This is a genomic window from Neorhizobium sp. T25_13 (assembly GCF_002968675.1).
In the GTDB taxonomy this organism is placed as follows: domain Bacteria; phylum Pseudomonadota; class Alphaproteobacteria; order Rhizobiales; family Rhizobiaceae; genus Neorhizobium; species Neorhizobium tomejilense.
On sequence record NZ_PVBI01000007.1, the window covers coordinates 115,029 to 136,116 of the forward strand.

Here is a 21,088-nt window from a genome sequence, read left to right on the forward strand (position 1 = left end):
GCCAGTCAAACACAACGTCGATGCACCTCTCGATTGGCTTGGACGAGATTGCTTCGAAATCCTTGGAGATGATTGCGCGCCGCTAAGCCGGCATGTTGTCCTACGGCCTTACCCGATGCGCCAGCAACCCCGACCACATCCAGGCTGGGCCAATTTCGATCGGCTATTCGGTGCGATGGACAAACGGCGCGTTCAGCGTTCGAACCGCTCGAGCATCCTCTTCAGTTGTGCATTTTGCAGCTGAAGCTTGCGCGCCAACTGGTCCCGCAGCAGCCTGATCTCTTCATCAAGGCGGATTGCATCGTCAGAAACGGCGGGAACGCCTGGAGAGGGTGGCGGAACGGCTTCACCCCCTGCCGCTTTCTTGCCCCGGATGCTGCGCTTTCGCGTTGCACCTTCGCCCGCCTGGGAGGGTTTTGGTGCGTCGTGTGCGGCAGTATCGGCCTCATCGGACAAGGCCGGATCAACCGCTTCCGCGGGCCCGGCGCCTTCGATATCTGCCGTGCCGTGGATACCGCTTGCCGTTTCTTCGGAATGATCCGGGTCCGCTGACACCGCCTCCGATTGATCGTGAAGGACCGGCTTTTCGTCGACCAGAGGATCCGCGGTGTTGAGCCCGTTGTCGGCAGCCGTTTCAGTCGGCTTGGCGATGGCCAATACGTCCGGCTTCACGTCATCGGTCGGGCCGTGTTCTTGGCGCTGCTGACGTCGCGGTGACACAAGCCGGGCAAGAAGTTTCCATGGAGACGCCATTTTATTCGACCTCGTATTCTACCTCGCATGCAGGCTGCGAGCAAAAGCGTTGGCGGCGGGACCAGCCGCCGCCAAGATATTCGTCTCGACATAGTCTTGAGAATGCGGCCAGCGCTTGACCGACGGCTGCCGATCAGCCGAGGTTGAGCCGCTTTCGCAGATCGGCATTTTCAGCACGCAGCTTCTCAGCCAGTTGCTTGCGCAGTCTCTGGTTTTCCTCTTCCAGCTGCAGAAGATCCGCAAACTCGTCAACGGCCGCCACGGTCGCCGCCTGCACGGCCTTCGGAGCACGTTTGACAGGCGCACGCTTGGCACTTGGCGCACCTTCGTCGGCCTTTGCCTTGCGTCCTCTCTTCGGCTTGATCGCTGCGGCATTCGAAGCCGCTGCCGGTTGCGCCGAAACTGCGGTCGAGGCCGTCTCAGCGGCCGCCTTTTTGGCGCGAGGTTTGCGCTCCTTCTTCGGTGCGGGCGCCGCAACCGTCGGCGTGTCAGCATCAGTCATCGTATTGTTTTCGTCGGCCATTATGGTCTCCTGTAAAGCCGATGCATTTGTCTCCTGCTCGATCGGCGGTGTCAACAACGCCGCGGCCTGTTGTTCGCCGGCGAAAGACATTCCGGTGCTGTTAACCTGGGACGTTTCCGGAAGAAATGGCATTGCCTCGTCCTGCAGATCCTGCGCCACGGACTTGAGATCCACGTCTCCCCAGATCGAGTTCGGATTGGAATTGAGTTTTCGCCGACCCGATCTGTACTCGACGGCAAAGCTGCGCTGGACTTTTTTCACTTTGAGAGGCCTTGGATGTCTGCGGTGATGTTTCGGCGACGCTTTCAGCATCGCAACAAGCCCTGCAGATAACCCCTATCGCCCCGGCGGTCCAGTCCCGAGGGCTCTGTTCCTAGCAAGCCGCATCGCCTTCCAGTCCGCGAGGTGCTACGGCGTCAGGCTTGGAAAAGTTGTGTCCGGCTTCGCGCCGCCTCCAAAAATTCACGCGTGACTGTGAACACAGGATCGACCTCGCCCCCGCCCGGAAATTCAACCGCAGGACGGGACGTCGAGTTAGGAACTTCCCATGACACGAAAAAGGGCCGGAGACATAGTCCCACGGCCCAAGTTTTCTCATCGACGCTTAGGGAGGAGACCGCATCGAGAACCGTAGGGTAGCGAATCATGGTTAGCGAAGCGTAAACACCGGTCGCTGTGCCTGTTTTGGGCGCGGCTCGTGTTCTGACACCGAGGTCCGGTCCTGCATGGCGTCCGGGCGACCGAAAACAAAACCTTGCATTTGATCCGGAATCTTTTCAGCGACGCGACCGCGTTGTGCTTCCGTTTCGATACCTTCGACGACAATGGAGAGGCCTAGGCTCTTCCCGAGCGCCAACGTACAATCGATTATGACCTCGGCGACCGGGTCATCATCGAGCGCTGCGACATAGCTGCGATCGATCTTCACCTTGTGGAACGGGTAGCGGCGGAGGTTGGTTATCGACGAGTAACCGCTGCCGAAGTCATCCATCACGAGCTTAACGCCGATGAAGGCAAGCGTGGTAAGGCATTGCGTGACGTTGGCACGATCCTCGAGCAGCCCCGTCTCGGTAATCTCCAGCTCAAGTCTTTCTGGCGCAAGACCGCTTGTTTCAAGGGCGGTCGTCACGTGTTCGATTAAATCGGGAGAAATTAGTTGTCGCGTCGAGACATTGACGGCGACGAAGAGCCTGTCGTCCCAAGACGCCGCCTGGTGGCAAGCCTCTTCGAGGACCCACTTCCCAATCTCGACGATGCTGCCGCTCTCCTCCGCAGCTTCGATGAACACCGCCGGGGATAGAACGCCGTAAGTTGGATGGCGCCATCGCAACAGTGCTTCATAGCCTTGCGGCTCACCCGACGCCGTTTCGACGATTGGCTGGTAGAGCAGGAACAGTTCGCCGGCCTGGGCGGCGCTCCGCAGCTCTTCTTCCAGCCGCCGCCGCGTACGCAGTTGCTGGTCAAGAAAACGGTCGAACGCGCATATCCTCCCCTTCCCTTCGGATTTCGCTCGGTACAGGGCGGCATCAGCATTATTCTGCAACTGCTTGAGTTCAAGTCCATGTTCCGGGAACGTCGCGATACCGACGCTCACGCCTAACGCCCCTGCCTTTTCGTGCGCATCAAACAGCGATTTGAAGTTTGCGAAAAATGCCGCGGCAGCTTGCCGCGCCGCAGATGCCTGAGATCCCGGCAACAGGACAGAAAATTCATCTCCACCCATCCTCGCCACGATCGCGCGGTCGTCGAACGAAGCGTTGAGAACATCGGCAACCTGTTGCAAAATCAAGTCTCCCTCGGCGTGGCCATGGACATCATTGATCGCCTTGAAGCGATCAAGATCAAATGTCAGCAGCGAGACTTCATTTCCCCCAGCCGCAGCTTCGGCGATAGCTTCATCAGACCAACTGGCGAACGAACGCCGGTTCAAAAGGCCGGTCAGCGGATCATGGGAGGCAAGATGAACCAGTTGCCGGTTGGCCTCCAGCCGCTCGCTGATGTCTCGCAGACCGAGTACCGACGTTTCGCGGCCGCGGTATTCTATAATGCCCTCGACGATCTCGACAGGAACCGGGCCATTTGGCGACTTCAGGACACCTTGCGGCCCTTGCCGGTCAACCAGAAAATCAGACAGAACCGACGACTTGAGGTCGGCGACCGCCTTCCCGATGAGTGCTGCAAATCTCTCGTTGGCATGAACAATCCGCCCGGCCCGTGTCAATACGACTGCCTCGAACGTCGCGTTGGCAAGCCCTTTGACATCCGTCAGGTGCCGATCGAAGAATAGTGCCGCAACGCCTGTAGCGATCAACAGACTGGAGACGATACAGACGCCGACAGCAATGCCCACCCGGTCGATGAATGTCAGTGTACGAGCCGCGTCTGAATACAACGGCACGATATCAAAGCCACTCATCGAAACGAAGTGATGGCTGCAGACCGCGCCGACGATCAGCAGAGCTGCGAGGATCAGCCGACCGCCAGTCATCCGATGAGCAAGAACCAACATCGCACCGACTCCAAACGCGCCGCCCAACATCCATGCAGCCACCTCGGTCCCCAGGTCGCCTTCAATAATGGCAGAGGTACTGATAGCGCTGAGCCCGATGGTGTGCATTGTTGCGATAGCCAGTCCGAGAAAAACCCCGGCAGCGACGGCACCTTGCCGAGCTCGGCCGCAGAGGGACGCAAAAGTCGCAAGACAAGAGACCGCAATCGCTGCGACGATCGACAAGCCTGTCTCCACCAACCGGTAGGAAACGGGAACACTGTATGAAAGCATGGCGATGAAATGGGTTGCCCAGATGGTTCCGCCAAACACAGTCCCGGCGACGGCAAGCCATAGGTTCCGGTGCGCCTTGACGCACTGCCGAGCGCGCGACAACATGAAGACCCCTGCCAGGTTGCCGGCGGTGCAGACGCAGATTGCAACAAGCAAAAGCAGCCAGTTGTGTTGCTCAGTGATACAGGAAACCAGTTGGGACATCAGGACCTCCGGCTGACATCCTTTCATGCCCGTCTGACCCCTGAGTTAGAGAAGTCGGTAAAATTTTAAGGATTGATAGTCGAGACTCCTACCAAAGGCCTTGCATCACAGCCTCGGGAACTTGACGGAGAGAGGGACCAAGGTCTGTCGCGAAACGGATGAGAGAGTTCTCCGCCACAGTTTTGTCGCAGGGGCCAACATTTTCGCGGCTGCTGCGATATCTTCTCGTTCAATGCCAACCAGGAACCGTTTAATGAATACACTGCATCAGGTTTTCAGCGTTCTTTTCATTGGATTGCTTCCCGTCCTGCTCTCATGCAACGGCAGGACTGTATCGGCGGCGTCGCCCCAACGAATCTGCGCGCCCACTGCGGCTCAGGCACTTGCGGGGAAGCCAAGGCTAACTGATCAAGAAGTTATACGATTGACGGGTGCAACCATTGTCCGTCAGATCAGGCCGGACCAAATGGTCACTCACGATTTCAGGGGGAACCGCGTGACCATCGAGACGGATCCAGCAACGGGCCGGATCGTCAGGGCGACTTGTGTCTAGGCGATATTCCTCCATCTGCACCCGCGCACTTTGCTTTTAGCTGGCTGTAGCCGAGCACACGTCCGTCGAACGGAATGGTCGGCCTCTGTTCCCGCACCGGCAGCTAAAATCACGGCCGTTGATGGTGCAACCGGAACGAGCCATTCCGATGAAGACTCTACGATAGGACTAAAAAGCTAGGAATGTCCTTCAACTGAATGGCTCGACGCTGGCGTGAGGTGGCGCTGAAACCAAAGCTACGCGTTGTGAGAATTTAGGCTGCTGGTTTCGAAGGGTTTGAGACTGTCGATGCGGGCCAGGCGGTGCAGCATCCTGAGGTCAACCAGGAAACCCCACTCCGATGAACAGATACCGATCCGCTAGTCACCTTTTCGGCCCAGGCGCTTAATCCGTTCCACTAACAGTTGGGGATGATAGGGATGGTCAAGCGGCCCGTCTTCGCATAGATCGCCGGCAACAGCCGCGATCTTCTCTACCGTGTGCGTCAAGATAATCTTGACCTCCGGTTGTTGTTTGCGAACGAAAGATGACACCGCGAATCCGCTGTCGTCCTTGAGGCCGACGTCCGTCACAACGATATCCACTTTGTGATGTGCGATCGCTTGTCGGGCCTCATCGGCACCCGTTGCCTCAAGAACGCGGTAGCCACACTCGCGCAGATATTGCGCGACCGCTGTCCGCTGGGGCGTATTGCTATCGACCAGCAAGATTGTTTCAGCGATGCTGTGGTCCATCACCGGTAGCTTTCATCAACTCTAACAGCTGTTGAACGGCATCCGAAGCAGGCTTGCTCATGACAAGGTGGCAGAGGTCCTGAGATTGCTCAACCAGATATGCTGCGCCAGAGACGATCGCGATCTTCATGTCGGGAAATTGCTCGCGCACATGGCGGGCGAGATCCAGCCCGTCCTTCTGGCCCGGCATCTGGATGTCGGTCACCAGGAGATCGAAATGCAGAGGATGGCGCAGCAGCTCAATGGCTTCGTCAGCCGAAGATACTTCCACAACTTCCCAACCCAAATCACGAATGCTCTGGGCAAGATCGAGCCGAACCAAGATCTCGTCTTCAGCGATTAGAACGCGAGGAGCGCCGCACGCTTCAATTTCTGTCGCGCTCAGGTCATCAGGCGCCATTGCATCCCCTCTTCGGCCGTTGAGGCCAACGAAGAAGTCTTCACAGGACGATTAGTTCCTGCCTACAGCATTTTCCAGTCTGATTAGGGCCGCACTCAGTTGAACGGACCAAAGGAGAAGTCTGGCCGCTTGCCGAGGTCCTATCGGCCCCGTCGCTGCGGATACCGATGTGGCAATGGAGCGCTAAGCGCGGCTGTTTAAGGTGCTCGACGTCGGCAGGCGCTGCCGCTGCTTCGGGTGGAGGTCAAAACTCAGATAAGCGTCAGCCTGGTTGGACATCGATGTTGAACTCCAGTTTCTCAACGTTGATTCCCTCCCCTCGACTTTTTGAACGGTCGGATGCAAGCTGCCTCGCGCACGGCGCAGGAAACGCGCCGAGGTAATTGCAGGCACTTCTAGATAGATCCAGATTGCTATGCGATAGCGTGTTGGCATCTGAAAAATGGGGGCTGGTATGGTCCAGGGGCGTTTTGCAATCCGGTGCTGGGTCACGCCGCAATCCGCGGAACCTCCAGACGCCGAAGCTTACTTCGATGACATGCGGAAGCTGGAGCACTCAGTCGTTCGTCTCCTGCGTGGAGGGAAGTACAAGGTGGTCGTTGTCTACGATTGGGACCCGGCAACGAGGGGACAAACCGAGCTCGGCACATACACCTTGGAGAACATTGGCCAATTTTCTTGCACGGAAAGAAAGACCGGACCCTAGCCTGCTCATACCTCTGAGCGGCGCTGACCTAGCACAGGTCAATCGCGGACGCACCAACGGATGCGGCATCTTCGAACGCCATGAAGGAATGCGAGGCCGTCGGTAGTGCGACGCGCGAGGTCATGCCGACCTTCGAACAGTGCGGCGCCTATATAGGCAACAAGGCGAGCTACGCGACGGGCATAGGTAGCACAGAAGCAGCAGCGCAGAAGGCTGCGAAGGCCGAATGCCCCGAGTGCTCATCGTCTCTGACTGCCATTGATGGAGCAAGCCCGCTGGCTTCAACCGGCGGACTGTCACTCTATCGTTTGAACCTGCTTAACCCGCCGCCCGTGAGGCGACGGGTTTGAAGGGGAGACACACCATCTGACGAAGCCGTTTGAATGGTGCCAGGGACGCTATGGCTTCGCGTACTCGCCAGATAAACCCCTCTGCTTCTCGCATGTTCCGGCGTCGGACTTCAGTCTGACTAACGAGCCTCTAACGTAGGACCGTTGTGTTTTGGTCTCATTTTAGGGGTGGATGCCTTGGCAAGCTGCTCTAGGTAGGGCGGCAACACCGGAGGCCCGATCATGGATTTCGTCTATGCGCCCGCTCTCATTTGCGGTTCGATCATTCTGGGAATTGCCCTCATCTATTTCGCGCTGAAGTAGTTGAGCCTGCTTAGGCTAAGTTGGTCTCGGACCGAGGCTTACTCCGAAAAGCTGATTTGTGCATTGCGAGCAATGCTGGTTCCATGCTCGGCGGCTGGGGGAGAACTAGCCGGGGAATAGCATCGTGCGTATATCAGTGAGCGACAGCATCGACCTTGAGCAACAGGTCCGGATGTTCACCGACGTCATCAAGGATATGAGAGCCAGGCAGACCGAGCCAGCACCCTGTAAACGGATCGCCGACTACGAAGAGATTGTCGGCGAACTCAAGGAAGCCATCGCTGCCACGATATCCGCACGGCTGCACTAGGCTTGCGGAAAATTTGGAGACCCGTGTCGATTTGATTTCCGGGAGGAGATCAGGATGTACCGGACACCGCCCAGTCAGCACGAATTCCTGTTTTGCGTCCGCCAGACGGACGTACTCGGCTGTCTAGTCTCAGGAGCGTCGTGGTTGGCGTTCAACTAAGAGCGATGGGCATCCGAAAGGTAGCTATAGACGTTGCTACTTTAGGTGATCTAGCCGGGACATTGCTGGCGAACTACGTTCGGCGGCATGACAACCAACTCAAGAATTGCTGGTCGCCGAGCGGGGATTGGTGCTGGTGGGATAGTCCTGCCAGGCGCCGTCGTCGCCGGCTCCTATTTCGTGTCTATAGAGCGAAGCAGGCCGAGCAACTGCCGCCCATTCCTGGCGCAGCTATCGTGTCGCCTGCCCGCTGGAGTGAGCGTAAAAGGCCAACGCTTGCGGCTCAATCCCGACGAACGTCGAGATAAGGAAACCGCCGATTCCTCGTTTAGCGAGCGGTGGTTATAAAAGGGCGCACCTCAGGATCGGGTGCTGGGGCCGGACCACCGGCACGTATTCCATCACGAAGGCCCAGCCTGTTGCGATGCCCATCACGCCTTCAACGTGACGACCGCCCCTTCCAGATTATTCGCGGAGAACGACAACCTAGCCATGGCATCCTACATCTGCCCTTTGAGGCACTTGCCACCCTGAGGATCCCGCTCGGCGATGGAGTTGCCTCGTCATCGCTGCCGGAATCAACGTCGGAAGGCATGAACAGCTGGCAAGGAGATACGGGCCGCCGGGTGGAGATAACCAGAGTAGAGCGGGCGAATGAGAACGGCCGAATAGAACCTCATGGCCGTCCTCGGGATCCCGCTAAAGTAGATTTCGAAGCCCGACATGATGACCACACCGACCTTCGGCATCACGCGTCTATTAAAATCATGCCACGACGGCGGCCGTTGTCTTTGAACCCCTGAGGGCGTTCAAGACGATGCAATACAACATAGCGGGTTCGCCATGGTTGAGAACCGGGAAGAAGCCACCCGAGCCATGCGCGATAAAATAGGCGAACGCTATCAGGCCGGACAAAATGAACGCAACCGGCGGGGTAAAAAGGCCAAACACCAGAAGGAATCCATCGGACGGCGGCGTGCGCGGATAAGAGTTGCTAAAATGGGGTCAGAACAAGGTAGTTGCCGTCCTCCCCTCACAGCATTGCAAAATGCCAAAGTGATGTGGTTGTAGCCCCCAGGACGGAGAAGACGGCAAAATGAAAGACAGGGTGATTAATGGCGGAGGCGGGGCGCGAAGCCGCTATCCAATGGACTGATCTTCTGTTTCCTCGGCAGGCCATATTGCGAAAGTCAGCGATGTCCGCCTTGATGGGATCTGAACCGACAGCCCCGCTATTCCTATTTTCGCTTGGTGACAGATTGTCTATGCAGAGCAAAATCTTGGTTCGGCAGGACGGATGTGAACCGGCGACCGACAACCAATAATTCACTCGCGAAGCTCTGGCTTTTGCGAATGAATTTCGCGACAGAGATTCCCCCTAAAATTCAGCGGGGGCGATATTGACGCGAAAGTTAGGAATTTCGCGACAATGCGGCCAACAGTTCGGCCAGTTGATCGGCTTGGGCGTCGTCCAGCTTGTCGCCTAGATGTCGCTGAATCGCCGCCGCATAGACATTCCACATGCTCGCCTGCATGGCCCGGCCGGCATCGGTGATAATGACCCATCGACCCCGGCCATCCTCGGAAAACACCTCGCGCTGAACAAGACCGGCCTTGTCCATTCGGTCGAGAAGCCGGGAAAGATTGTGCTGCGCCAAGAGGGTGCGCTCCTCGATCTCGTAGGGCCGCAAGCGGCCATCCTCGGCCCGCGACAGCTCCAGCAGTACGTCGTACCAGCCAAGTGATGGAAGATCGGCTGCCTTCAGATCCTTCTCAATCGCGTCAAGCACGAGCTGCTGGGCGCGCATAAGGCGGACCCATGCCCGGGTGATGGCTGGGGAGGGTTGCTGCGTTCTGGAATTTGAACAATCGGACATGAATGCAATTACATCTATATTGACCGACAAGGCAAGTGCCTATATAGATGCAACTACATCTATTATCCACCGAGGCTCTACCATGACACAGAAACGACTAACCGACGACGGGGTAACGCTGCTGCGCGTCAGCCTCGGCGTGATGTATCTTGCCCATTCAATCGTGCTTAAACTGTGCACCTTTGGCCTTGCCGGCACGGCGGGCTATTTCGAGGCCATCGGCCTGCCCGGATGGCTGGCTTACGTCACTTTTGCGGCGGAAGCCGTGGGCGGGGTGATGCTGGTTCTTGGCATCTATGCCCGGTGGGCGGCCGTGGCGCTGGTTCCAGCGCTTCTCGGCGCGATCATCTGGGTGCATGGCGGCAACGGATGGGTGTTCACCGCACCGCGCGGGGGCTGGGAATATCCGTTTTACCTCATCATCCTGTCTGTCGCGCAATTTCTGCTTGGCGACGGCCGCTATGCGCTGCGTCCGTCCCCCACCCTTCGCTGATCCACAAAGGAGATTTCATCATGTCCGACGTAAAGCTGAGCCTCATCAGCCATCACCTCTGCCCCTACGTGCAGCGGGCCGCGATCGCCCTGACGGAGAAGGGCGTGCCGTTCACGCGCCGCTACGTCCATCTGGCCGCAAAGCCGGACTGGTTCCTTGCCATTTCCCCGCTCGGCAAAGTGCCCCTGCTGATCGTCGAACAGGACGGTGGCACGGACATCGTGCTGTTCGAGAGCGCCGTGATCTGCGAGTATCTTGAAGAAACGCAGCCCGGCGCGCGCCTCCATCCCGTCGATCCGCTGACGCGGGCGAGGCATCGTGGCTGGATCGAATTCGGCTCATCGATCCTCTCGGACCTCTGGGGCTTCGAGACCGCCAAGGATTCCGAAAACTACGAGGCCAAGCGCAACGCCCTGATCGACAAGTTCGGCCGTGTCGAAGCCGAGCTAGGCGACGGTCCATTCTTCGCCGGCGCGGCGTTCAGTCTGGTCGATGCGGTCTTTGCGCCGATCTTCCGCTATTTCGATGTGTTCGACACCATCGCGCCGACCGGCGCGTTCGACGCGCTGCCCCGCGTGACGGCATGGCGAAAGGCACTGGCAGCGCGCCAAAGCGTCCGCGAGGCCGTCACACATGATTACGCTGATCGTCTCAAGACCTTCCTGAAGAACCATGACGCATGGCTGCTGAAAGCCACCGCCTGACGAATTCGCAAAAGTCCCAATTAAAGAGAGTGTTTTCCCGCGATAGTCGACGATCGCATAGCGATAGTTGCGACGCGCAAAGCTAGACCGAGTACTCCCCCTTGCCACCCCTCGCCCTATGATAGGGCCGTCACCAAGGTTCCTTTACGCTATCTCGCGATTGGAGCTTCGGCGACTTCACATTCCTTTATATAATCTATCTCGTCCAAACCTGTTCGGCCGGCAATGAAAGCGCCCGCGGGTTGCCGCGCGATCTCCAGTGTGATTGCGCGGCAAGGCCTGAATGGTCAAACAGGGTCGCACGCGGCTCGCAGGCTTCATGCGCACTTCTTGAAGATCGTATCAAGACGCTCGAGAGTGTCCTGAACATCGCGTTCCGAGTGAGCTATCGTGATCCCATAATGGGCAGGTGAAACCGGGCCCGCGGTATCGTGGAACCAGAGCCCGTGGCTCAAGCACTCAGTCACGAACTTCTTGTAGGTCGCCCTGTCTTGCAATGCGGCAACTTTGCGGAAGTCGAAGTCGTCTTCCGAATTTTCGACCCCAAAATAGATGCCGAACCGAGCGCCGAGACCACGCACGTGGCCGGCAATCTTGTGCTTGGACAGGAGAGCGTCGATACCCGTAAACAACTTGCTCCCGGTATCCTCGATGCGATCGTAGAAACCGTCTTCGCTGGCGATGGTCAGGCACGCGATACTCGCCAGCACTGGCATCAGTGCACCGCTATAGGTCCCGCTCACCGCGGCGTTCCCGATCGGATTGACATGCTCCATGATTTCTTTTTTGCCGCCAACGGCCGCGATTGAGAGGCCCCCGCCGATTGCCTTCGCCATGGCAGTCATGTCAGGTAAGACGCCATAGTACTTCTGAGCGCTACCCGGCCGCATCCGCAAGCCACTGACCACCTCATCGAAGATTAGGACGATATCTTCGCGGGTGCACATTTCCCGGACGGCGCGGAGATATTCCTCCCGCGCTTGGAGGCACCCGCAGTTATAGCTGATAGGCTCCAGGATGACACAAGCGATCTGACCCTTGTATTTCTTTAGTGCGTACTCCAAAGCCTCGACGTCATTGAAAACCACGTTGACGACGCCGTCCTTGGCGTGGATCGGAAATCCTGCGGAATCTGCATTCGTCTCCACCTCACCACGCCGGTCAACATTGCTCACCATGTTATGGTTAAACCAGATGCTCTCGTACATGCCATGGAAATGGCCCTCGAATCTCAGCACCTTCTCGCGGCCGGTATAGGTCCGGGCCAACCGGATTGCAGACTGCGTTGCCTCCGCGCCAGTATTCAATAACCGGAACCGCTCGCAACTCGGAAAGAAGTGCTGCAGCAACCGGGCGAGTTGCGTGTGGTATTCCGTATCGAAATTCATGAAGAACCCCACATCCAGGGCCTTGCCAATCGCCTCGCGGATACGCGGGTTGTTATGTCCGAATAGGGCGGCGCCCGCACCCGTGTGGAAATCGATGAACTCGTTTCCATCAGCGTCCCAGAACCTGCTGCCATCGGCTCGGGTGATGTAGAGCGGCTGGCCGAGCGGTGCGTTGTAACGTTGTCCCGCCGAAGCACCGCCGATGAAATACTTGCTGGCTTCGGCGTGAATTTCAGAGAGTTTTGTCATTTGGATCGTTCTCCGTTTGCGGCGACCTGTCTGCAACTGCGGCGCCCTCGCTCTCATCGAGCTGTGTTTCGAGTTGGTCGTTCCCGGAGCGACATCCATCCTCCGAAAGACGGTGGTGTGGGCGGTCGGTTCCGACTTCAAAGACTGGCGGTTATGCCGCCATCGACGTAGAGCGTGTGGCCGTTGATGAACGAGGAGGCTGGGCTGGACAGGAAGACCGCGGCGCCGACAAGTTCGTCCACCTCTCCCCACCTGCCAGCTGGCGTGCGTTTCTGAAGCCATTCGGAGAATTCTTCACTCTTTACGAGAGCTTCATTGAGCGGTGTCTTGAAGTAACCCGGCGCGATCGCATTGATCTGCAGCCCGTACTTTGCCCAGTCCGTGCACATCCCCCTGGTAAAATTGCGGATGGCCCCTTTCGTCGCGGTATAGGGAGCAATTCCAGGACGGGCGAGCTCGCTCTGGACGGATGCGATATTGATGATCTTTCCCTGGCGGCGAGAGATCATGCCCGCCACGACAGCCCTGCTCACGTAAAACGCGCTGGACACGTTTGTCCTCAGCAGCTCTTCCCATTTTTCAACCGGAAACTCTTCCAGGGGTGAGCGAAACTGCATGCCGGCATTGTTGATGAGAATGTCGATCGATCCGACGGATGCCTCAATCTCAGCAATACCGGATGCGCTCGATTGTGCGTCCGTGACGTCGAAGGAGCAGACCTCGCAAAGAAGGTTTTCGGTCCGCAGCTGGTTCTGCGCGGCTGCGAGTTTTTCTCTGCTCCGGCCGTTGAGGATAACTTTGGCGCCGTACTGAGCAAGCCCTCTTGCGAGCGCCAACCCGATGCCTTGACTTGAACCGGTTACCAGCGCGGTCTTAGCGCTGAGGTCGAAAATGGATTGCTGCTGCATGGCGGTTACTCACTCGCTTTCCATTGGGTACTTCGCCGGGCAAGGCAGCCACCTTGCCTGGGCCAGTCGCTTTGAACGCTGTTATTCATAGGCGATGGGCGTGGCATGCCAGCCCTGCTTGCGCTTTTCCCAGAATGTGTCCTTGAGACGGGTCGAGACCAGACCCGGTCGGCCATTTCCGAGAATGCGGCTGCCCAGCTTGCTGATCGGCATGATGCCGCCGGCTGTCGTTGAGCAGAAAATTTCGTCGGCGTTTTCAAACTCGGCGCGCGTGATATCCCGAAGCTCGCAATCAAGCCCGAGCATCTGGCAAAGTTCGATTACCGATTTGCGTGTAATGCCTTCGAGCGCGCCGGAGCGCGGTGTGACAACTTTGCCCTCGAACACCGCAAAGACGTTATAGCCTGGACCTTCCGTGATATGGCCGTGGCGGTCGAGCAGAATGGCGGTCTCGGCACCTTGTTCATGTGCCTCAAAGTTACCGCGGGTGAGATCGCCCCAATGAAAATTCTTGATCGTCGGATCGAAGGATTCTGGCGCAATCCGCTCGGGGGTGCCGATGATCGCGTGAACGCCACGCTCCTGTTGCTCCGGTGTGAAGACCCACACCCAAGGCAACACGTGGCACATAAGGTAGCTGCGCCCATAAGCAGGGTGTAGGGGCACGCCGCGGGGTGGGCGAGAGCGAACGCAATCCATCGCGACATATGCCTCTCGATAACCCGAGCGTTTGACGATCTCGGTCAGGATCTCCTTAATCTGATCGTCACTTTCCTGCGGCTTCATACGAAGCTTTTCCATCGACGCCCGAAAACGCTTCACGTGGTCGTCCAAACGGAAGAACACGCCATAGTAGACGCCGACAACGTCATAGGTGACATCGGAACGGCGATATCCCCATTCGGTCACCGGGATCTTGGCATCCTTGAGCGGCACATATTGACCGTCGACATAGGCAGCGCCGCTGCTCCAGTCCAAATCCGACATGAGAGAATGTCCTCACCTATTTACCTTTAGCTTGGCTCCGATGCTGGCGCCTCTTAGCTGGACAAGGGGTCCCAGCAGGATCTCGATTGATTAGCTCGCTGCGGCGAGCGGCCTGCCCTTGCTGCGCAATTTCTCCGTTCCGACGGGGTCAAGTGCCAGATCATCCGTGGCGCGCGAGCCGACGACGGCAACGCCGTAGACGTCGCGGGCGCGTTCGAGGCTGATCCAGCCTTCGGCCAGATCGTGGATGACCCGAGCCGGATCGCGCTCGGTTGGCACGCCGTAGCCGCCGCCACTTGCCGAATGCGAGATGATCTTTTCTCCCGCCTTGAGCGTGATGCCATGGCATGGGGGTAGCTCGACAACGCTCCCGTCAACCTTGCGCATGGCCGCTCGGCAGGTACCACCCGAGCCGCCACCTCGCGTACCGGCTGCCGGCGTAACCGTGCCGTCCGCGGCATAGAGAATGGTCAGTTCACTCCCACCCCAAGGGCCATATTCGCTGTAGATGGACGGGGCGCCGCGATAGGTACCGGCACCCTCGCTATCTTCTATCAGATGCCGATCGTCGATCAGGATCGGATGATGCAGTTCGTCAACCTCGACACTGTCGATACGGCACATGCCGGCATTACCCGCATGGATGATCGACAGGAAGCCGTCGGTGACTGGCGTACCGGCACCGCCGCTTACGCCGATATGGACCTGGTTGATGAATGGCTCGTCTTTGTTATGCGGATCGCGTCCCGAAATGACACCCATGCCGGGCGGTTGGATCGGCCCCGTAGCCGCCTGACCGTAACCTGCTGACAACTCCGCAATCGCACGCTGCACCGGGTTAGTCACGTGGTCGGCCAGATTGGTTGTTGCAACAGAACAGGATGCCGGATGACGCGGAATGCCGACGCAGCAATTTTCCCTGAGCCTCACGTCGATGCGACGGAAGCTTCCGGAGTTCGGGATCACACGATGATCAAGGAGCGCATTGAAGATACCGATCATGGCAGCACTCTTCGAGGTCGCTTCGGTCAGGTTGAGACCGCAGGGCTGGCAATCGGGATTGTCGGTGAGATCAACCGTGATGCGGGCATTTTCCGCGTCGATCTCGACCTCCACCTTGACCGGAATACCGTCCGGCAGGCCAAGGAAGGGGTCATGTGCCGAATGCAGCGTGATCTTGCCCGTCGTCAGCTTCGAGATGGCCTGGATCATCTTCTGCTCGGAATAGTCGAACCAGCGCGACGCGTAGCCTTCCAGCGCATCCCAGCCAAGTTCATCGCCGAGCGCCAGCAGTTCGCGTTCACCGATACGAACAGAACCGAGTGTCGCCAGGAAGTCGCCCCACCATTGATCCGGTACGCGGATGCGAGACTCGCACATGCGCACAATGTCCTGGTTGGTTCTGTAGTCTTCCTGGATCTTCGTCGCCGAGAAGATCAGCGCGCCTTCCTCGTAGACGTCCTTGACGTCGGCGAGATAGGTGGAAGGACGCGAGTTGCCGCAATCGGCCTGATGCGCCTTCGCTAGGACGAAGAAGCGCAAAACGCCCCCGTCATCGACGACCGGAACAATCATGCAGTGGTCGGCGGCGTGAGAATTGCCCTCATAAGGACTGTTGTGCAGGAAGCAGTCGCCGCGCTTCATAATGGGATGGTGCTTCAGCACAGCCTGGCACATCAGGTCCGGGCCGATCAGTGTGTGGTTCGGCAGGCTTTCTGCGGCCGACAGCATCTGGCAATCTGCCGTCAGCACGACGCACGAAAAGTCGTGCGCGGTGTTGAGAATGCCGGATCGTGCTGTCCGGAAGATGGTGTTCTGCATCTTGCGGGCGATCGTCTCCATGCGGCTGGAGATCATCGCCATCTGCACACCGTCGGGAGCATTTTTCGAAGGGGAGCTGGTCATGTGCGACTCCTGATTAGAATGTTACGCGCAAGCCGCCGCCGGCGGTGCGTTCGGCTACGGTCTGCGGATCGATGACGACCGTGGTGAATGAGGATTCGACGATAGAAGGACCGGGCGCCGGATTGCCGGGAGCCATCGCTTCGAAGCGGTGAACCGGGACGTCGATCCAACCTGTCTCACTGAAATAGACCGGCCGGGATGCCTTTCCGCCACTGAAGCCACCTTCACGTGGTAGCGATCCTGAGGTCGCCTCCTTCAGCTTGCAGCTTACCTTCGCCCGCCAGGTAACGAACTCGACCTCGGAATCCGGATCGGAGATTTCGAAGATACGCTGGTGCATTTCATGGAATGCCGATTTCAGCGCCTGCAGGTCGCCATCAGAGGAAATCCGGCTGGACGGCAAGGGAACGTCAATCTCCCAGATCTGGTGCGGATAACGCGCTTCGACCGAGAATTCGATCTTGTGCTCGATCGCATTCGCACCGGGGCCCTCCGCAAAGCTCTGGCAACGGGCTTCCAACTCAGCGAGCACTGTATTGATCTTCTCGCCGTCGAACTTGCCGCTGGTCGTGAAGTTCAATTGTGCGTAATCGGATGAAAGCTCCGACATCAACGCACCGGCAGCACTCATCACCGCGCCGGCTTCCGGGATCAGTACCCCAGCGCACTGCAGGCGCTTGCCGATTGCAACCGCATTGAGGCCGGCCGCGCCGCCGCCACCGATCAACAGTGCAGATGCCGGATCGATACCCTGATTGACCGTGATTTCCTCGACAGCGCCGACCATCTTCTCTGTCGAGAGCTTGAGAACCGAGGCCGCAGCTTCCTCGACGCTGATGCCGAGCGGATTAGCGACCTTGGTACGCAGAGCCTCGGTCGCGCCGGCACGATCGAGAACCATCGCGCCGCCAAGGAAGAAGTCCGGATCGATATATCCGAGAATGATGGCGCAGTCGGTGACCGTCGGCTCGGTGCCACCGCGGCGATAGGCGACTGGGCCAGGCGTCGAGGCAGCGCTCTGGGGACCAAGCTGCAGGATACCGCCGTCATCGACCCAGGCAATCGAACCGCCGCCGGCACCAATGCTCTTGATGTCGACTGAGGGAAAGCCAGTCATATGGCCGCGCGTTGTCTGGCCAATCCAGGTTTCCCGGCTCCACGGAATACGGCCGTCGCGCACGAGGCTAACGTCGAACGTGGTGCCACCTGTGTCCGCGACGATGGCGATCGGGTTTCCGAAATCGCGATCTGCATAGTAGCGGCCGGCGACCGGTGCCATGGCCGGACCGGAATTGATCGAGTGAATCGGCGCTCGTGCGACGGCTTCCGCATCCATGATACCACCGCTGGAGGTGACCATCAGCGTGCGCCCATCGAACCCCGCGTCCTTCAGACGATTGGTGAGGCTGTCGAGATAGCGGAACATCAACGGCTTCAGCGACGCATCGATGACGGTGGCCGATGCGCGGCGATATTCGCGCAGTGTCGGGTTGAGCTGGTGCGACAGGGTGAAGGGAACATCCGGAAGGTGCTGCTTGATCAACTCGCCGATGCGCAACTCATGGACGGAATTCGTAACCGACCAGAGAAGGCAGACCCCAATTGCCTCGACCTTCAGGTCTTTCAGGCGCTTCAGCGTTTCCATGAAGTCGGCCTCGTCGAGTTCGGAGACGACGTTGCCGCGGGCGTCAATTCGTTCGTTGACCTCAAACGTATAACGGCGTGGTACATATGGCTCCGGATATGCGACGGTGAAGTTGAAGGGCTCGATACGACCGCCCTCACGGATCACCAGAATGTCCCGGTGCCCCTTTGTCGTTACGAACGCGGTCTTGGCCGTCTTCTGGGTGATGATCGCGTTGATGGCGCGGGTAGTGCCATGAATGAACATGGAGGCGCGTTTGAGGAATGTGCCGCGGTCAAGCTTGTAGTGATCCGCCGCGAGCTGCAAGGCATCGAGCACGCCGCGAACCGGATCATCCGGGGTGGTAGACGCCTTGAACAGTCGAATCGTTTCGCCGTCCTCCACGACCAGATCGGTGAATGTGCCGCCGGTGTCGCAGGCAAGCCGAAGCCCCGTGCTCAAGCCCTTGGCGTGGGAATTGATATCCATCAAGCAAAGCCTTCTCTCTAAGGCGCGGCGATGTGCCGGCCAGTTGCTCAAAGTCATGGGGAGGTTTGGTTGTTTGTTGGGACCTGCTGTTACCGCGCGCTTAGCTGGACGGTTCTCCGCATGTCTCCCTCACTGTGAGTTCGGGCAGGAAAAGCGTGTCGGAACCTCCCCCGACAGCCCCTGCCAAATGGTTTATGATCCGATCGACGGCCGCCGCGCCCATCGCCTCGATGGGTTGGCGTACCGTCGTCAACGCCGGATAAGATAGTTGACTGACCCAGACATCGTCTATTCCAACCAAGGAGAGGTCGCCGGGCACGGATAGACCAGCTTGTCTGAAGCTTGCGAGGAGACCGAGAGCAATCATATCATTGAAAGCCACAACAGCAGTTGGCCGAGGGCGAAGTTTCAGCACCTCCGGTGCTGCACTTCGGCCAACTTCCAGCATCTCGGCGTCAGCGATATCACGCGCTCCGTGATCTGCATCGAGCAATACGACCAGATCGCCCTGGAGGCCTCTGTTTGCCATGGCGGCCTTAAAACCAGCCAGACGCTTGCGGCGACTGTATGTGATCATCGGATCCGTGACGTAAGCAATGCGGCGATGCCCGAGTTCGTACAGGTGTTCCACTGCCAGATCGATCGCTACTTCATGATTGAAGTTGATCGTATCGAGGCGAGGGAGGCGAAGATCCGACCGGTCCGCGTCAATCGCGACAACGGAGAAATCGCTTTGCGGTCCGTAAAAGCCTTTCCGGGCACTCAGCGGCGCAATGGTGATCAGATCGCTGACACCCAAACCGACCAGGTTCTCCAGAAAGCGCTTTTCGACTGCATTGTCGCGCATCGTGTTGCAGAGATGGACAGCGTATCCAGCCTTGACCGCAGCCTGCTCGATCGCGAAAACCAGTTGGCCGTTGAACGGATTGACGATACTGGGAACAACGAGCGCTATCCCCTTGGTTTTACCGGTCTTCAACTGCCGGGCGGCTTGATTTGGCTTGAAACCGAGACGTCCCACCGCATCCGCGATCCGCGCCCTTGTTTCCAGACCCAGCCGCTCCAGCCTGCCGTTCATGTAATTCGAGACGCTCGTATTGGAGACGCCGGCGGCTTTGGCCACATCCTGAATGGTCGCGCGATCGGCTGCAACATCTACCGATGTCGCGCCCTGAGCACTCGATCGCCGTTCGCTTCGCTTCGGCCGTGTGGTTTCCATATGTTCATCATCCATGATCAGGCCGTCCAGGCTACTGGAGCGACAAGGATATCACCGAAGGAAGGATGCGACAGAGGACATGTGCGCCCTCCGACAAATCTCGCTTGGTTGGTGTAACGATACACCTCGATAACTTGTTGTCAAATTTTTTTTGCGCCTTTATGCGCCGATTATCCGGGGTTCATGAATACAATGCCCCCAGAATGGAGCTCCTTTCAAAATTTTATAAGAATTCACAGCCATGGCGATTGACACAAACCAAATGTCAAGTTTATCGTTTCACCTATCGAAGGGGTGGCTTTCCTTTTGGGAGAAGGCGGCCGCTCCGCTCGAAGAATTATCGCAAAACTCCAGGTTCTCGGCCGATGTCGAGCACCCAGCGACGCAAACTCCCCCACACAACCCAAACCGAGGCTGTCTGTGGACTGCCGCGATCGGGGACGTGTGCGCCCCGTGAGCGCCTACCCGTATAGGGCTCCGGCAGGAAACAGAAAACGGGCAAAGAATGATCACCCACACACCGGAGCAGGAACATGAAGAAATTCGCACTCGCAGCCGTATTCGCAGCAACCATCGCTGCATCCGCGCACGCCGAAACCACGATCGGTTTCAGCATGCAGCGTTTCGATGACAACTTTCTCGCAATTCTGCGTAGCGGCCTGGAAGCACGCGCGAAGGAGCTCGGTAACGTCAAGCTGCTGATCGAAGATGCGCAAGGCGATGTCTCCAAGCAGCAGAGCCAGATCGACAACTTCATCGCCAGCAAGGTCGATGGAATTATCGTCATTCCTGTCGAAGCAGACGCTGGCGTGACGATCTCAAAGACCGTCGAAAATGCCGGAATTCCCATGGTCTTTGCGAACAACCAGCCGAGCAACATCGACAAGCTGCCGGCAAAGCAGGTATTCGTCGGATCCGATCAGATCGAGGCGGGCACACTTGAAGCCACCGCCGTCTGCAAAGCGTTGGGCGGCAGGGGCAATGCTGTCATCCTGATGGGTGAACTGGGCACGCTTGTCGCTCGCGGCCGAACCGAGGCCGTTCACAACGTCTTCAAATCGGATGAGTGCAAGGGCATTAAGATCGTTGAGGAACAGACGGCTGGCTGGCAGAGAACGAACGCTCTCGATCTGGTTACCAACTGGCTCACGGCCGGCACGCAGTTCGACGCCGTCATCGCAAACAACGACGAGATGGCCCTCGGCGCCATCCAGGCATTGAAGGCATCGGGAGCCTCCACGAAAAACGTTGTTGTCGCAGGTATCGACGCCACGCAGGACGCTCTCGTTGCAATGAAAGCCGGCGACATGGCTGTAACCGTACAGCAGGATCCAGCGGTGCAGGGCAAGGATGCACTAGACGCGATCCTAAAGGTCGTGAAGGGCGAGCCCACCGAGAAGAAGATCTATTCGAATCTGACGTTGGTTACCAAGGACAATCTCGCGAACTTCCTTAAGTAAGGTTCACA

17 protein-coding genes and 1 pseudogene are annotated in these 21,088 nt (G+C 58.2%); 5 read left to right on the top strand and 13 right to left on the bottom strand.

Annotation, left to right across the window (positions count from 1 at the left end; all coding sequences use genetic code 11):
- Positions 1-192: 192 nt before the first annotated feature.
- The 3 genes from C5J22_RS17855 to C5J22_RS17865 all read right to left on the bottom strand — a co-directional run bounded on the left by C5J22_RS17855 (position 193) and on the right by C5J22_RS17865 (position 4,262).
- Positions 193-753 (bottom strand): hypothetical protein, encoded by a 561-nt coding sequence (locus tag C5J22_RS17855; protein ID WP_105439309.1) that lies wholly within the window; start codon positions 751-753, stop codon positions 193-195.
- 133 nt (positions 754-886) lie between these two features.
- Positions 887-1,537: a transcriptional regulator gene (locus C5J22_RS17860; RefSeq protein ID WP_105439310.1), complete on the bottom strand. Its 651-nt coding sequence runs from the start codon at positions 1,535-1,537 to the stop codon at positions 887-889.
- Positions 1,538-1,925: 388 nt separating this feature from the next.
- Entirely contained in the window at positions 1,926-4,262 is a 2,337-nt protein-coding gene (locus C5J22_RS17865; protein WP_172746679.1) for an EAL domain-containing protein, read from the bottom strand.
- 253 nt (positions 4,263-4,515) lie between these two features.
- Here C5J22_RS17865 and C5J22_RS17870 point away from each other — a divergent pair, with 253 nt between their 5' ends.
- Positions 4,516-4,815, top strand: a complete 300-nt coding sequence (locus C5J22_RS17870) for an I78 family peptidase inhibitor (protein WP_105439312.1) — start codon at positions 4,516-4,518, stop codon at positions 4,813-4,815.
- Between the two features lie 359 nt (positions 4,816-5,174).
- Here C5J22_RS17870 and C5J22_RS17875 read toward each other — a convergent pair whose 3' ends face one another.
- Positions 5,175-5,549 carry a response regulator transcription factor gene (locus C5J22_RS17875; RefSeq protein WP_105405424.1) on the bottom strand — a complete coding sequence of 125 codons (375 nt, stop codon included), beginning with the start codon at positions 5,547-5,549 and terminating at the stop codon, positions 5,175-5,177.
- Positions 5,530-5,949 carry a response regulator gene (locus C5J22_RS17880; RefSeq protein WP_105439313.1) on the bottom strand — a complete coding sequence of 140 codons (420 nt, stop codon included), beginning with the start codon at positions 5,947-5,949 and terminating at the stop codon, positions 5,530-5,532. Before C5J22_RS17880 ends, C5J22_RS17875 begins: the two co-directional genes overlap by 20 nt.
- A 1,483-nt stretch (positions 5,950-7,432) precedes the next feature.
- On the opposite strand from C5J22_RS17880, the gene C5J22_RS31255 reads away from it, so the two are divergent.
- The gene (locus tag C5J22_RS31255) at positions 7,433-7,618 is read left to right on the top strand and encodes a hypothetical protein (protein WP_172746226.1); all 186 of its coding nucleotides are present in this window, start codon (positions 7,433-7,435) and stop codon (positions 7,616-7,618) included.
- Between the two features lie 924 nt (positions 7,619-8,542).
- Here C5J22_RS31255 and C5J22_RS31700 read toward each other — a convergent pair.
- Together C5J22_RS31700 and C5J22_RS17900 are read right to left on the bottom strand one after the other, a co-directional pair.
- Positions 8,543-8,740, bottom strand: a pseudogene (locus tag C5J22_RS31700) (hypothetical protein); the annotation flags it as partial.
- A 449-nt stretch (positions 8,741-9,189) separates the two neighbouring features.
- The gene (locus C5J22_RS17900; protein ID WP_105439497.1) at positions 9,190-9,654 is read right to left on the bottom strand and encodes a MarR family winged helix-turn-helix transcriptional regulator; all 465 of its coding nucleotides are present in this window, start codon (positions 9,652-9,654) and stop codon (positions 9,190-9,192) included.
- An 82-nt stretch (positions 9,655-9,736) separates the two neighbouring features.
- Between C5J22_RS17900 and C5J22_RS17905 the strand changes: the two genes are divergently transcribed.
- Together C5J22_RS17905 and C5J22_RS17910 are read left to right on the top strand one after the other, a co-directional pair.
- Complete coding sequence (locus tag C5J22_RS17905) at positions 9,737-10,147, top strand: DoxX family protein (protein ID WP_105418265.1); 411 nt, start codon at positions 9,737-9,739, stop codon at positions 10,145-10,147.
- 20 nt (positions 10,148-10,167) lie between these two features.
- Positions 10,168-10,851: a glutathione S-transferase family protein gene (locus C5J22_RS17910; protein ID WP_105418267.1), complete on the top strand. Its 684-nt coding sequence runs from the start codon at positions 10,168-10,170 to the stop codon at positions 10,849-10,851.
- 317 nt (positions 10,852-11,168) lie between these two features.
- Here C5J22_RS17910 and C5J22_RS17915 read toward each other — a convergent pair whose 3' ends face one another.
- From C5J22_RS17915 to C5J22_RS17940, 6 genes are all read right to left on the bottom strand, one after another.
- Positions 11,169-12,488: an aspartate aminotransferase family protein gene (locus tag C5J22_RS17915; protein ID WP_172746681.1), complete on the bottom strand. Its 1,320-nt coding sequence runs from the start codon at positions 12,486-12,488 to the stop codon at positions 11,169-11,171.
- Between the two features lie 137 nt (positions 12,489-12,625).
- Positions 12,626-13,396: an SDR family oxidoreductase gene (locus tag C5J22_RS17920; RefSeq protein ID WP_105439315.1), complete on the bottom strand. Its 771-nt coding sequence runs from the start codon at positions 13,394-13,396 to the stop codon at positions 12,626-12,628.
- 81 nt (positions 13,397-13,477) lie between these two features.
- Positions 13,478-14,383 (bottom strand): aminotransferase class IV, encoded by a 906-nt coding sequence (locus C5J22_RS17925; protein ID WP_105418273.1) that lies wholly within the window; start codon positions 14,381-14,383, stop codon positions 13,478-13,480.
- 90 nt (positions 14,384-14,473) lie between these two features.
- On the bottom strand, positions 14,474-16,288 hold the full coding sequence (locus C5J22_RS17930) for a hydantoinase B/oxoprolinase family protein (protein ID WP_105439316.1): 1,815 nt from the start codon (positions 16,286-16,288) through the stop codon (positions 14,474-14,476).
- A 13-nt stretch (positions 16,289-16,301) separates the two neighbouring features.
- On the bottom strand, positions 16,302-18,401 hold the full coding sequence (locus tag C5J22_RS17935) for a hydantoinase/oxoprolinase family protein (protein ID WP_105439317.1): 2,100 nt from the start codon (positions 18,399-18,401) through the stop codon (positions 16,302-16,304).
- 100 nt (positions 18,402-18,501) lie between these two features.
- On the bottom strand, positions 18,502-19,635 hold the full coding sequence (locus C5J22_RS17940) for a LacI family DNA-binding transcriptional regulator (protein ID WP_105418279.1): 1,134 nt from the start codon (positions 19,633-19,635) through the stop codon (positions 18,502-18,504).
- Positions 19,636-20,153: 518 nt separating this feature from the next.
- On the opposite strand from C5J22_RS17940, the gene C5J22_RS17945 reads away from it, so the two are divergent.
- Entirely contained in the window at positions 20,154-21,080 is a 927-nt protein-coding gene (locus C5J22_RS17945; protein WP_105439318.1) for a substrate-binding domain-containing protein, read from the top strand.
- The last annotated feature ends 8 nt before the right edge of the window (positions 21,081-21,088 follow it).